Source organism: Longispora sp. NPDC051575 (assembly GCF_040681875.1).
Classification (GTDB): domain Bacteria; phylum Actinomycetota; class Actinomycetes; order Mycobacteriales; family Micromonosporaceae; genus Longispora.
On sequence record NZ_JBFAZP010000004.1, the window covers coordinates 123,409 to 135,939 of the forward strand.

Consider the following 12,531-nt stretch of genomic DNA (forward strand, 5'->3'; position numbering starts at 1 on the left):
AGTAGCCAAATCCGCGCAAAACTGGTCTGGTCATCGACCGTCCGTGATCGGTACCGTCGCGGTCTCAGCAACCCCAAACCCTCGCTGAGCTGCACAAAGGACCGACACAGATGCGTCAGACCCCTCGCATCGGTGCCCGAATCGCAGTGGGACTGACCGTAGTGGCACTCTGCCTCGCGTCGGCCACCACCGCGACGGCCGCCGCGCCCCGCGACTGCACTCCCGACCAGCTCCTCGTGAACCCGTGCCGCCCCCTGCTGGGCGCCCGGGCGACCGGATACACCCAGGTCTCGGCCTCCGAGAAGGCCCAGATCGAGTTCCACGAGCAGCGGATCGGCCGCAAGCTCGACGTCGCGCACACCTTCTCGCCGGGCGGCAGCCTGCCGCTGACGAACGCGGACGTGCGCGCCCTGGCCCTGCGGGACGGGACGACCCTCTTCCAGAACTGGAAGGCCGCCGACGTCTGGAAGGACGCGGGCGGCGGCAACGCCACGGTCAACGCCCGGATCGACAAGGCCGCGGACAACATCAAGAAGCTGGGCTCGAAGAAGATCTTCCTGACCCTGCACCACGAGCCCGAGAACGACGTCACCAGCGCGCCGGGCACGAACTGCAAGACCAAGGCCGACGCCATCGGGGGTACGCCCGCCGAGTACCGCCAGATGTGGAAGAACGTCCGGACCCGCTTCGACGCCAAGGGTGTCAGCAACGTCATCTGGGTGATGGACTACATGAACTACCCGACCTGGGACTGCCTGGTGCCGCTCATGTACCCGGGTGACCAGTACGTCGACTGGGTCATGTTCAACGCGTACGGCGCGAGCTGGAACCCGAACTTCGTCGCCAACGTCGACCGGTTCCAGAAGATCCTGGAGAAGAACACGGCCCCCGGGCGCAGCTTCACCTCCAAGCCGTGGGGCATCGTCGAGTGGGGCATCACGCACTCGACCGCCGCCGAGGCCCGCTCGTACTTCCAGCAGGCGAACGCCGCCCTCGACGCCAACCGGTTCCCGAAGCTCAAGATGTACATGATCTTCGACTCGCCCGGCTACGAGCCGTTCCCGGGCCTGCGGATCCGCTACGACGACTCCGGCAAGACGGACATGCAGGAGGAGAACCTCTACAAGAAGTTCGCCAACCACCCGAGCCTGACCGCCGGCCTCTGAGCCGGCGGGCGGTCCGGCCGACCCGCCGACCGGACCGCCCGCCGCTCCCCCGCGTGCCCCGAGCCACCCCCCGGCCCGGGGCACGCGTCCGTCACCCGACCGGTGGCCGGACCCGGAGCCGGAGCCCTCCCCGCGCCCGGGGCGTCCCGTCCCCCGGACCCCGGACCGGAGCCCTCCCCACGCCCGGAACCCGCGTGCGATCATGACGGATGCGCCTGATCGCCACCGACCTCGACGGCACCCTCCTCCGCTCCGGCGGCGTCCTGTCCGACCGGACCGCCGACGCCCTGCGCCTGGCCCGCCGGTCCGGGTCGACCGTCGTGGTCGTCACCGCCCGGCCGCCCCGCTTCACCGACGCGTACGCCGGCCTCGTCGACCTGGCCGTCTGCGGCAACGGCGCCGTGGTGTACGACCCCGCCGCCGGCCGGATCCTGACCAGCAACTGCCTGGACGTCCCCACCGCGCGCAAGGTGGCCGACACGCTCCGCGCCGCCCTGCCCGGGGCCGGCTGCGCCGTGGAGACCGGGCACCGGGTGTTCCTGGAGCCCGCGTTCACCTGGCGGTGCGAGGCCGACACGTTGGCCTGCTGCGAGGACGAGCTCCAGGTCGAGGTCGGCTCGTTCGAGGAGGCCCTCGACCGCGCCGAGCGGATCACCAAGATCCTCGTGCACCACCCGACGATGCGGGTGGACGCGATGCTGGCCACCGCCCGCGAGGTGGTCGGCCGGCAGGCCGAGGTCACCCACTCGGGCGGTCCCGGCCTGCTGGAGGTCTGCGCCGCCGGGATCACCAAGGCCAGCACCGTCGCGGCGGTGTGCGCCGAGCGGGGCATCCCGGCCGCCGACGTGGTCGCGTTCGGGGACGCGCCCAACGACCTGTCGATGCTGCGGTGGGCCGGGACCGGGTACGCGATGGGCAACGCGCACCCCGACGTCCTCGCCGCCGCCGAGCACCGGACCGTGACCAACAACGAGGACGGCGTCGCCGTCGTCCTGGAGAGGCTGTTCGCATGAGCTCGAAGATCCGCTGGGGCATCCTCGCGACGGGCGGCATCGCCGCGACCTTCACCGAGGACCTGCTCACCCTGCCCGACGCCGAGGTGGTGGCCGTCGGGTCCCGAACGGCCGCGTCCGCGCGGGCGTTCGCCGACCGGTACGGCATCCCGTGCGCCCACGGCACCTGGGCCGACCTGGCCGCCGACCCGGACGTGGACATCGTCTACGTCGCCACCCCGCACCACGCGCACCGCGAGGCCACCGCCCTGTGCCTGGAGGCCGGCAAGCCGGTGCTGTGCGAGAAGGCGTTCACCCTGAACGAGCCCGACGCGCGGTACCTGGTCGACCTGGCGGAGCAGCGGGGCCTCTTCCTGATGGAGGCCATGTGGATGCGGTGCAATCCGGCGATCCTGAAGCTGGCGGAGCTGGTCGCCGACGGCGCGATCGGCGACGTGCGCACCGTGCAGGCCGACTTCGGGCTGGCCGGACCGTTCCCCGCCGACGGCCGGATGCGCGACCCGAACCTGGGCGGCGGAGCGCTGCTGGACCTGGGCGTGTACCCGATCGCGTTCGCCCAGCTGCTGCTCGGCGCGCCGGACAGCGTGGCGGCGCACGCGCTGCTCACCCCCGAGGGCGTGGACGCCAACACGGGCATGCTCTTCGGGTACGACTCCGGGGCGCACGCGACCCTGACCTGCTCGATCACGAGTGACACGGCGGCGCGGGCGTACGTGGCCGGGCCGGGCGGCCGGTTCGAGCTGCCCCCGGTGTTCTTCCGCCCCGACCATTTCACCCTGCACCGGGAGGGCGCGGAGCCGGAGGAGTTCCGGGTCCCGTACCACGGGAACGGCATGGCGCACGAGGCCGTCGAGGCGATGCGCTGCCTGCGCGAGGGCCTGACGGAGAGCCCGCTGGTGCCGTGGCGGTCCACCCTGGACGTGATGGCCACGATGGACGAGATCCGCCGCCAGATCGGCGTCCGCTACCCCGGTGAGAACGCGTGACCGGCTACCGCGACCGGCTCACCGACCCGCTGCCGGGGCTCGGCACGATCTTCAAGGTGCTGCGCTCGGGCGGACTACGGCCCAAGGGCGAGGCGCTGGCCGACGTGCCGAACCTGCCGGTCCGCCGGGAAGGGCTGCCGCCGCTGGCCGCCGGGGAGTCGTCGGTGACCTGGGTCGGGCACGCCTCCTACGTGGTGCGGACCGCCGGGCTGACCGTGCTCACCGACCCGGTGTGGTCGGACAAGATCCCGGCGGTGCCGAGGCGCTGGACCCCGCCCGGGGTCGACTGGGCCGACCTGCCGAGGATCGACGCGGTCGTGATCAGCCACAACCACTACGACCACCTCGACGCGCCGACCGTGAAGCGGCTGCCCCGGGACACGGCCGTGTTCGTGCCGATGGGCCTGCGGACCTGGTTCACGAAACGCGGCTTCACGAAGGTCACGGAACTCGACTGGTACGAGCACGCGACGCTCGACGGCCTGCGCCTCGACTTCGTGCCCGCGCACCACTGGAGCCGGCGCACCCTGACCGACACGTGCCGGAGCCTGTGGGGCGGCTGGATCCTCGGCGAACGCCTGTTCTTCGCCGGGGACACCGGATACGGGCGTTACTTCGGGGAGATCGGGGCCCGGTACCCGTCGTTGGATGTCGCTCTGATGCCCGTCGGGGCCTACGCGCCGCGCTGGATGATGAAGCCGGTGCACATGGATCCCGCCGACGCGGTGCGGGCGACCGCCGACCTGGGCGCGCGCCGGATGGCGACCATGCACTGGGGGACGTTCGGGCTGACCCGGGAGCCGGTGATGGAGCCCGTGCGGCGCGCGCGGGAGGCGTGGGCGGCCTCCGGCGGCGCGGCGGAGGACCTGTGGGACCTGGCGGTGGGCGAGTCCCGGATCTACTAGAGCCACGTGATCCCGGGTTCACGGTGCCGGCCCGCAGGTCTTAGGTTGCCCGGATGACAGTTCACGGATCCGCCGCGCCCGGCTTCGGGCAGGTCGCCGACGCGTTCGCCCGCAACCTCGACGAGGGCCGGGAGGTCGGCGCGGCGCTGTCCGTGGTCCGCGACGGCGAGCTCGTCGTGGACCTGTGGGGCGGATCCGCCGACCGCGACACCGGCCGGCCGTGGGCGCGCGACACCCTGCACCTCGTCTACTCCGGCACCAAGGCCCTCGTCGCCACCTGCGCCCTGGTCCTGGTGGAGCGCGGTCAGCTCGCCCTGGAGAAACCTGTTTCCGGGTACTGGCCGGAGTTCGCCGCCCGGGGCAAGTCCGCCGTCACGGTCGCCGAGCTCCTGTCCCACCAGGCCCGGATGCCCGCCCTGCACACCCCGGTGACGCCCGCCGACAGCCTCGACGGCCCCCGGATGGCCGCCCTGCTCGCCGCCCAGCCCCGGGAGACCGACCCGCGCGCGGACTTCCTGTACCACCCGCTGACCTTCGGCTGGCTGACCGCCGAGCTGATCCGCCGGGTCGACGGCCGCGAGCTGGGCGCGTTCTTCGCCGACGAGATCGCCGGGCCGCTCGGGCTGGACCTGTGGATCGGCCTGCCCGACGAGCAGCACCACCGGATGTCGAGGATCTGCTACGCCCCGGACTGGTCGGACCCGCCCGCCGCCGTCGGTACGGACCCCTTCGTCGCCTCCCTGGCCAACCCCGACGTGCTGCGCCCGGGCGACGAGGGGTTCTGGAACTCCCCCGCGCTGTGGCGGGCCGGGCTGCCCGGCGGGGGCGCGGCCGGCGACACCCGGTCCATGGCCTGGCTGTTCGGCTGCCTGGCCCTCGGCGGCTCCCTGGACGGCGTCCGGATCCTGCGGCCGGAGACCGTGGCGCTGGGCCGCCGGGAGATCCGCCGGGGCCGGGAGCTGCTCGGCGGCACCGAACTCGCCTACGCCGCCGGGTACGCCCTGCCCACGGCGTCGCGCGACTTCGGCCCGCCGCGCGACGCGTTCGGGCACAACGGTTTCGGCGGCTCGTGCCACGCGGCCTGGCCGTCGCAGCTTCTGGGCGTGTCCTACGCCCCGAACCAGCTGTCGGCCCTGAGTCCGAACCCGACGCGCCCGCCCCTGGTCGACGCCCTGTACGCCGCCACCCGCTGACGGCCCGCCCGGTCTGGCAAGATCAAGGAGTGCGCGGGCTCTGGGTACGGTGGATCTTCCTGATCATGGGCGGGGCGCTCCTGACCCCGTACGTGCTCCTCGGCCTGTTCGTCTCCACCCTCCTCGTCCAGCTTCCCGCCGACGGCCTGCTCCTGCTCGGCGTGCAGTTCCTGATCCTGTTCGGCTCCGTCCCCCTGATCATGGTCACCGCGTTCCTGCCGGCCGTCCGGGTCCTTTCGGGCGGGGCGGCGCACGCGCTCCTCGACGGCCCGCCGAACGTGGGGCCGCCGCGCGGCTGGGGCGACCGGTGGCGCACGGCGTGCTGGTTCGCCCTGCACCTGGTACTCGGCGGGATCGTCAGCGCGCTGACCCTGACCGTGCCGCCGGCCGCCGCCGTCCTGATCGGAGCGCCCCTGCTGGGCGCCGACGACCGGTCGCTGGTCGTGTGGGGCTACACCAGCGCGGACTGGGGCACCGGGACCGCCCCGCTCGCCGGGATCGCGAGCCTCGCGCTGCTCGTGGGCCTGGTGGCCGGGGTCGGCGCGCTGATGGCCCGGCTCGCGCCCGTGTTCCTCGGCCCGTCCGCCGCCGACCGGCTCGCCGCCGCCGAGGAGCGCGCCCACCGGCTCGCCGAACGCAACCGGCTGGCCCGGGACCTGCACGACTCCGTGGGGCACGCGCTCAGCGTCGTCACCCTCCAGGCGGGGGCGGCCGGCCGGGTGCTCGACCACGATCCGGCGTTCGCCCGGCGCGCGCTGTCGGCCATCGAGGAGTCGGCCCGGGCGGCGCTCACGGATCTCGACCACGTCCTCGGGCTGCTCCGCGAGGAGTCCGACGGACCGGCCCCGACCGCGCCGACCCCGACCCTGGCGGCACTGCCCGACCTGCTGGAACGCACCCGGGCCGGCGGGGTGCGGGTGCGCGCCGAGACGACCGGCGACCCGGAGGCGCTGCCGACCGTGGTGTCGCAGGCTGGGTACCGGATCGTGCAGGAGAGCCTGACCAACGCCCTGAAGCACGCCGGCCCCGTACCCGTCGACGTGCGGGTGCACGCCGCCCCCGACGAACTGGAGATCACCGTGACCAACCCGTTCACCGGCCCCGCCGCGCCCTCGGGCGGCGGCCGGGGGCTGCCGGGCATCGTGGAGCGGGTCCGGACCCTGGGCGGCCGGGTGACGATCGGCCCCGAGGCCGGCGCGTGGCGGGTCGACGTGCGGCTGCCCCGGTGACGGCGGACGCGGTGACCACGGTCCTGATCGTCGACGACGAGGAGCTGATCCGGGTCGGGCTGCGGGCCGTGGTCGACGCCGAGCCGGACCTGACCGTCGTCGGGGAGGCCGCCGACGGGGCCGACGCGCTGGACGCGGTGCGCCGGCTGCGCCCCGACGTGGTGCTGATGGACGTCCGGATGCCGGCCGTGGACGGGATCGCGGCCACCCGGCACATCCTGGACACGGTCCGGCCGGCCCCGAAGGTGATGGTCCTGACCACGTTCGAGAACGACGACTACGTGTACGACGCGCTGCTGGCCGGCGCGCACGGCTTCCTGCTCAAGCGGGCCCGCCCGGCGGAGATCACGCAGGCGGTGCGGATCGTGGCCGCCGGGGACTCGCTGCTGTTCCCTGCGAAGGTGCGCGACCTGGCCACCCGCCGGACCCGGGCGCGGCACGGGCTCGACCACGCCGGGCTCACCGAACGCGAGGAACAGGTCCTCCGGCTGATGGCGGAGGGCCTGTCCAACGCGGAGATCGCGGCCCGGCTGTTCCTGGGCGTGGAGACCGTGAAGACCCACGTCGGGAACATCCTGGTCAAGCTGGGGGTGCGGGACCGGACCCAGGCGGTGGTCGCCGCCTACTCCTCCGGCTTCGCCTGACCCACGCCCCGCCGCCGGGGCACGGCCGCGACCCGCCGCCCGCGCACCTCACCGGGTCAGGGCCACCGGCCGCTCATCGGCGACCACGAACCGCCCGGCGTCCGACTGCCGCTCCACCAGCACGAACGCCGCGACGGTCCCCATCAGCACCGCCGCCAGCACCTTCAGCCCGTCCACGGCGTCCATCACCCCGGTGGCGTCCTTCGACGCGTCGATCCCGCCGCCCTGCAACAGGTTCACGAACATCCACAGCCCCCAGCCGAACATGGCCCCCGCCCCGACCCAGGTGACGACCAGCGCGACCCCGAACCGGCCGCGCCGGTGCACCATGGCCAGCAGCCCGGCGGCCGCGGCCAGGGTCAGCACCCCGTTCACCCCGAACGTCGACGTCGGGTACCCCGCGGGCAGGCCGGCCCCGCCGCCGAGGCCCCAGTACAGCTCGACGGCGCCGAGCACCCCGGCGAGGCCGGCGGCCACCCGGGCGAGGAGTACCTGGAGCGCGCGGGTCGGGCCGGGCCGTTCGGGGCGGTCGGCGAACAGTCCCGACCAGCGGTCCCGGCAGTACAGGAAGAAGGCGAGGGCCAGCAGGACGCCCTGGACCGAGAAGCCGCCGTAGACGACGACGAACACCCAGTCGCGGAGTGGTCCCTCGGCGGGCAGGCCCTGGGTGGCGATCGCGAGCGGGGCGGCCAGGGCGATGGGGGCGAGCAGCCCGGTGCCGACCCAGAGCGGGAACGCGACGAGCCAGGCCGGGATCCGCCGGCCCCAGTCGTGGGTGAACGCGAGGGCCATCAGCACCCCGACCAGCTCCATGGCGGCGGTGACCGCGTTGGCCGCGAACAGGGCCGGGTCGTCGAGCAGCGCCGGGTCGTTGATGCCGACGTCGTTGCCGGCGAGCCAGGCGGTCTTGAGGGCCAGGTAGGGCAGCGCGCTGGCGACGGCGGCGTACCCGACGAAGGTTCTTGTTCTCATGCTCTCCAGCCTTGTCGCGGCGCGCGCGGGACGCCTCCCGCCCGCGAGCGGTCCTCCTCCCCCGTGCGAGGGAGACCGGAGCCGGCACGGGGGTCGATGGAACGCGCGCTAGAGTCCCGCCATGAGATCTCGCTGGCTGTGGGCCGTGCTGGGCGCCCTCGGCGCGGCCGGGGTCGCCGCCCTGATGGTGCTGACCTGGACGACCGGGTGGCGCCGGCACCCCGAATCCGGCCGGCTGGCCCCGCCGGACATCGACACGCCGCCGACCCCCTCCCCGCTCCCGACGCCGTCCGCTCCCCCGACCCCGCACCGGGCGACCGGCGGCATGCCGGACGAGAGCTGGTCCTGCGACGACAGCTGCGCGGGCGAGGCCCTGGACTCCTGCGGCGAGGGCTGCTCGAACCAGGCGTCGAAGGCCTGCGACGACGTGGTCAACGACGCCTGCGGAGACCTCGGGGACTCCTGCAACTCCTCCGCCCAGTGCGGCGACGTCCAGGTCTGCTCCCACGCGGTCACCACCCTGTTCCACGGCCCATGGCTGACCGCCGCGACACCCCCGCTCCCCGGGCACGTCACCCTGGGTGCCCGGCTCGGGATCAGGGCCATCCGGGGGTACCAGCGCTGGCTGTCCCCCCGCCTCGACAGCCACTGCCGCTACACCCCGACGTGCAGCTCCTACGGCATCGCGGCCCTGGAGGCGCACGGCCTCATCACCGGCAGCCGGCTCGCCGTGGCCCGGATCCGCCGGTGCACGGCCACCGTGCCGTGCGGCACGCCCGACCCGGTCAGCGCAGTGGCCAGCTGGCTACGTCCCGGTACGCGACGTCCGGACCCGGCAGGCTGCTGACCAGGGCGAGCCGGTCGATCGTGGACACCGGTCCGGCGTAGCCCGCCAGGGCCGCGAGGGGCGCGTCCACCGGCCCGGACACCCGGCCGAGGGTCAGGTGCGCGCGGAAGGGCCGCTCGTCGTAGCCGACGCCGTACCGGTCGAGTTCGCGGCGCAGGGTCGCGGCGGGGCCGTCGAGGACCGGGGCGGCGAGGCCCGCCCACAGCACGGTCGAGTCGCGCCCGGCGAAGCTGCCGCCGCCCGCCAACCGCAGGTCGAACGGGCCGGTCGCGGCGGCGGTCGCCTCCACCGCCGCCAGGGCCGGGTCCGGCGGCACCTCGCCGAGGAACGCGAGCGTCAGGTGCAGCGAGGCACGCGGCGCGGGCCGGGGGCCCAGGTCGAGGCCCGCCGCGAAGGCCGACACGTGGTCGAGGGCAGCCGGCGACGGGTACACGGCTACGAAGAGGCGAACCCCTCGCGGTACGTCCGGTACGTCGGTTCCCATCCGAGCTCCCGCTTCGCCTTGGCGTTGGACACCCGCAGGTCCGAGCGGGTCATGACGGCCCCACCGTACGGGGCGACCAGGCGCAGCACCCACCCGGGCAACCGGAGCGGCGCGGGCGCCCCGACGGCCCGCGCGGCGGCGGTGAACACGTCCGCCCAGGCCGCCGGCTCGTCGTCCACCAGGTTGTACGCCTCCCCCGCGCGCCCCTTCGTCACGGCCGCCACGGTACCGGCAGCCGCGTCGGCCACGTGCACCCAGCCGGCCAGCCCGCCGGCGCGCGGCACCGGGAGTTTCCGGCTCATCAGCATCGGGGTCAGCGCCTGGTCCCCGCCGTAGAACAGCCCGTACCGCAGCGCGATCCCCTCGATGCCCTCGGCCGCGAACACCTGCTCCTCCGTGGACCGGATCGCCGCGAGGTGCGGCCAGAACGGGCTGCCGTCGTCGACGCCGAGCGGGGAGTCCTCGTCGACGGCGCCGACCGGGCCGAAGCCGTACCCGAAGACGATCGACTGGGTGAGGAACCGGTGCGCCCCCAGCACCCGGGCGGCGGCCAGCAGGTTCGCGGTGCCCTCGACCCGCAGCCGGTCGGTGGCCGCCATGTCCGCGTGCCGCAGCGGGGCCTTCTTCAGGGCGGTCAGCTCGTGCAGCACGACGTCGGCGGACAGGCCCGCCACCGCGTCGAGCAGGCCGGCCCGGTCGAGGGCGTCGGCGACGACCGGGGTCACGCCCAGCGCGGCCAGGCGCTGGGCACCGGCGGCGTCGCGGGTGAGGCCGAGGACCCGGTGGCCGTCGTCGAGGAGCTGGCGGACCAGGGGACGGCCCAGGGTGCCCGTGGCACCGGCGAGAAAGATGTTCATGGGTACTGGACGGGACAGCGCCGCCGGATGTGACGGTGACGCCAGCCACAGGGCCGACGGGGCGCGGTCCGCGCCCCGGGCCGGGTGACGCCCTGGGGCGGCCTACTCCCCCGGCCACTCCTCGACCGTGACCGTGGCGATCGGCCACGCCGGCTCGTAGTGCCGCTCCGGGAAGCGTTCGGCGAAGTAGGCGACGGACTCGGCGTACCACTCCGCCTGGCCCGCGTGCAGGTCGGCGAGGCTCGTGTCGGCGATCGTCCGGTGGCACGCGGCGATCGCGATGGCCAGGTCCATGCACGCCTGGGTGTCCGCGTCGGCGCGGTGCGGGCCGGGGTGGGTCACGCCGTAGAAGGCGCAGACCACCTCGAGGGTGCGGCCGCCCTTGCGGTACCGGTCCACGTGCCGGTCGATGACCAGCGGGTCCACGATCGGCGCGAGGGTGCCGCCGGCCCGGTCGGTCAGGGAGCGCAGCCCGTGCCGGCGCAGCTCGGTCTCCAGCAGGGTCAGGTCGTAGACCGCGTTGTAGATGACGATCGGGATGCCCGCGTTCAGGTACCGGGCGAGCGCGTCGGCCAGCTCGTCGAGCGCCTCGGCGGGCGGCCGGCCGTGCTCGCGGACCTGCTCGTTGGTGATCCCGTGGGTGGCGGTGGCCTCGGCGGGGATGTCCACCCCCGGGTCGACCAGCAGTTCCAGGGTGTGGCCGCTGGTGTCGCGGAGCGAGGCGGACACGATCCGGTCGACCCCGGTCCGCACGCCCGTACTCTCCACATCGAACGCCGCGAGGTGCCGGCGGTGCCAACCGTCGTGCTCCCCCTGCTCCGGGGCACGGGGCGCGGGCACGCAGTGCGGGTGGTACGTCACCCAACTGCCGGCATCGGTCCTGGTCAGCGTGCCTTCCCCGGCGGGCACTCGCTGTGCGCACGTGCCGCACTGTCCGGGATACTTGTTCGAAGCCATCGCGGGCAGCTTAGCGGAACGGACACGGGGCTCCCGACTAGACTTTCCGGCCGTGACCAGCGTTGAGCCTCCCATCACCCGGCCGTGTGCGCACTGTGGCCTGCCCGTACCGCAGAAGTCCTCCTCCGGCCGCCCCTTCCAGTACTGTCGGGACAACGACAGTGCCTGCCTGCGGGCCGCGCGCAGCGGCCGCCAGCGCGAACGCAGCTCCCCCGGACTGGCCGGCCAGGTCACCAAGGCGTGGGAACTCGTCGAGCGGATGGAACTCGCCGCCGCCGACCTCGCCGCGTCCCTGACCGGGGAACTCACCCCCGCCGGGGTGGAACGCCAGGCGGCCGAGATCCGCGCGGAGGCCGCGTCCGCCGTGGCCGCCGCGCACACCGAACGCGAGGCCGCCCAGACCGCCGCCGCCCGCGCCGAGGAGGCCGCCCGCGCCGCCGGGGCCCGCGCGACGACGGCCGAGGCGGAGGCCGAGGAGGCCCGGACCACGGCGGACCAGCGGGTCGGCGAGGCGGACCGCCGGGCGGCCGAGGCCGAGCGCGCCAGGACCGGGGCCGTCGAGGAGGCCGGCCGGCTCGTCGCCGGGGCCGAGGAGCGCCGGTCCCGGGCGGACCTGGCCCGGGCCGCCGCCGAGGAGGCCGCCGCGACCGCCCGGTCCGCGACCGCCGCCGCCGAGGCGCTGCGGGCCGACGCGGTGTCCGAACGGGACGCGACCCGCCGGGAACGCGAGGCGCTGCGGACCGAACGCGACGCGGCCACGGCGGAGGCGGCCCGGCTGACGGCCGAGGCGGACCGGCTCGCCACCGAGGCCGCCCGGCTGGCCCGGGAGCACGAGGAGCTGGCGGTGGCGCACGAGGCGCTGGTCGCGGAGCTGGCGGCGACCCGCGACGCCGCCGCGACCGAGTCCGCCCGCCTGACCCGGGAACGCGACGAGCAGGCGGCGGCGGGGGCCGCCGCCGAGGCCCGGGCGACCGCCGGCGCCCAGCGGGCCGCCGAGGCCGACGCGCGCCTTGCCGACCTGGCCGCCCGGCTCGCCGACGCCGAACGCGACGCGGCGACGGAGCGGGCCCGCGCGGACGCCGAGGCCCGCCGCGCCGACCAGGCCGCGTCCCTCGCCGGCACCGGCGACGCCGAGGTCGCCGACCTGCGCGAACGCCTCCGGGCCGCCGGGTCCGCCGCCGCCGAACGCGACGCGGCCCGGGCCCAGATCGCCAGCCTCAGCGAGCAGGTGTCCAACCTGGCCGCCGCCCTGGCGAGCCTCGGCAGGCCCTGACCAGC

13 protein-coding genes are annotated in these 12,531 nt (G+C 74.9%); 9 read left to right on the forward strand and 4 right to left on the reverse strand.

Going from position 1 to position 12,531, the window contains the following annotated elements:
- Positions 1 to 161 precede the first annotated feature (161 nt).
- The 7 genes from AB0M43_RS11545 (at position 162) to AB0M43_RS11575 (ending at position 7,136) form a co-directional block, all read left to right on the forward strand.
- On the forward strand, positions 162 to 1,166 hold the full coding sequence (locus AB0M43_RS11545; protein ID WP_363723536.1) for a glycosyl hydrolase: 1,005 nt from the start codon (positions 162 to 164) through the stop codon (positions 1,164 to 1,166).
- A gap of 209 nt (positions 1,167 to 1,375) precedes the next feature.
- Complete coding sequence (locus tag AB0M43_RS11550; RefSeq protein WP_363723537.1) at positions 1,376 to 2,179, forward strand: Cof-type HAD-IIB family hydrolase; 804 nt, start codon at positions 1,376 to 1,378, stop codon at positions 2,177 to 2,179.
- Entirely contained in the window at positions 2,176 to 3,165 is a 990-nt protein-coding gene (locus AB0M43_RS11555) for a Gfo/Idh/MocA family oxidoreductase (RefSeq protein ID WP_363723539.1), read from the forward strand. The genes AB0M43_RS11550 and AB0M43_RS11555 overlap by 4 nt, the downstream gene beginning before the upstream one ends.
- Positions 3,162 to 4,070: an MBL fold metallo-hydrolase gene (locus tag AB0M43_RS11560; RefSeq protein ID WP_363723541.1), complete on the forward strand. Its 909-nt coding sequence runs from the start codon at positions 3,162 to 3,164 to the stop codon at positions 4,068 to 4,070. Before AB0M43_RS11555 ends, AB0M43_RS11560 begins: the two co-directional genes overlap by 4 nt.
- 53 nt (positions 4,071 to 4,123) lie before the next feature.
- Positions 4,124 to 5,263: a serine hydrolase domain-containing protein gene (locus AB0M43_RS11565; protein WP_363723543.1), complete on the forward strand. Its 1,140-nt coding sequence runs from the start codon at positions 4,124 to 4,126 to the stop codon at positions 5,261 to 5,263.
- Between the two features lie 29 nt (positions 5,264 to 5,292).
- Positions 5,293 to 6,492 carry a histidine kinase gene (locus AB0M43_RS11570; protein ID WP_363723544.1) on the forward strand — a complete coding sequence of 400 codons (1,200 nt, stop codon included), beginning with the start codon at positions 5,293 to 5,295 and terminating at the stop codon, positions 6,490 to 6,492.
- An 11-nt stretch (positions 6,493 to 6,503) separates the two neighbouring features.
- The gene (locus AB0M43_RS11575) at positions 6,504 to 7,136 is read left to right on the forward strand and encodes a response regulator transcription factor (RefSeq protein WP_363724548.1); all 633 of its coding nucleotides are present in this window, start codon (positions 6,504 to 6,506) and stop codon (positions 7,134 to 7,136) included.
- Between the two features lie 48 nt (positions 7,137 to 7,184).
- Here AB0M43_RS11575 and AB0M43_RS11580 read toward each other — a convergent pair whose 3' ends face one another.
- Entirely contained in the window at positions 7,185 to 8,108 is a 924-nt protein-coding gene (locus tag AB0M43_RS11580) for a hypothetical protein (protein ID WP_363723546.1), read from the reverse strand.
- Positions 8,109 to 8,229: 121 nt separating this feature from the next.
- Here AB0M43_RS11580 and yidD point away from each other — a divergent pair, with 121 nt between their 5' ends.
- Positions 8,230 to 8,955 carry a membrane protein insertion efficiency factor YidD gene (gene yidD / locus AB0M43_RS11585; protein WP_363723548.1) on the forward strand — a complete coding sequence of 242 codons (726 nt, stop codon included), beginning with the start codon at positions 8,230 to 8,232 and terminating at the stop codon, positions 8,953 to 8,955.
- Here yidD and thpR read toward each other — a convergent pair.
- From thpR to AB0M43_RS11600, 3 genes are all read right to left on the reverse strand, one after another.
- Complete coding sequence (gene thpR / locus AB0M43_RS11590) at positions 8,894 to 9,439, reverse strand: RNA 2',3'-cyclic phosphodiesterase (protein ID WP_363723550.1); 546 nt, start codon at positions 9,437 to 9,439, stop codon at positions 8,894 to 8,896. The genes yidD and thpR overlap by 62 nt on opposite strands.
- Positions 9,391 to 10,296, reverse strand: a complete 906-nt coding sequence (locus AB0M43_RS11595; RefSeq protein ID WP_363723552.1) for an NAD-dependent epimerase/dehydratase family protein — start codon at positions 10,294 to 10,296, stop codon at positions 9,391 to 9,393. The genes thpR and AB0M43_RS11595 overlap by 49 nt, the downstream gene beginning before the upstream one ends.
- A gap of 102 nt (positions 10,297 to 10,398) precedes the next feature.
- Positions 10,399 to 11,253, reverse strand: coding sequence for an exonuclease domain-containing protein (locus AB0M43_RS11600; protein WP_363723554.1), 855 nt, complete (start codon positions 11,251 to 11,253; stop codon positions 10,399 to 10,401).
- Between the two features lie 52 nt (positions 11,254 to 11,305).
- On the opposite strand from AB0M43_RS11600, the gene AB0M43_RS11605 reads away from it, so the two are divergent.
- Positions 11,306 to 12,526: a hypothetical protein gene (locus AB0M43_RS11605; protein ID WP_363723556.1), complete on the forward strand. Its 1,221-nt coding sequence runs from the start codon at positions 11,306 to 11,308 to the stop codon at positions 12,524 to 12,526.
- The last annotated feature ends 5 nt before the right edge of the window (positions 12,527 to 12,531 follow it).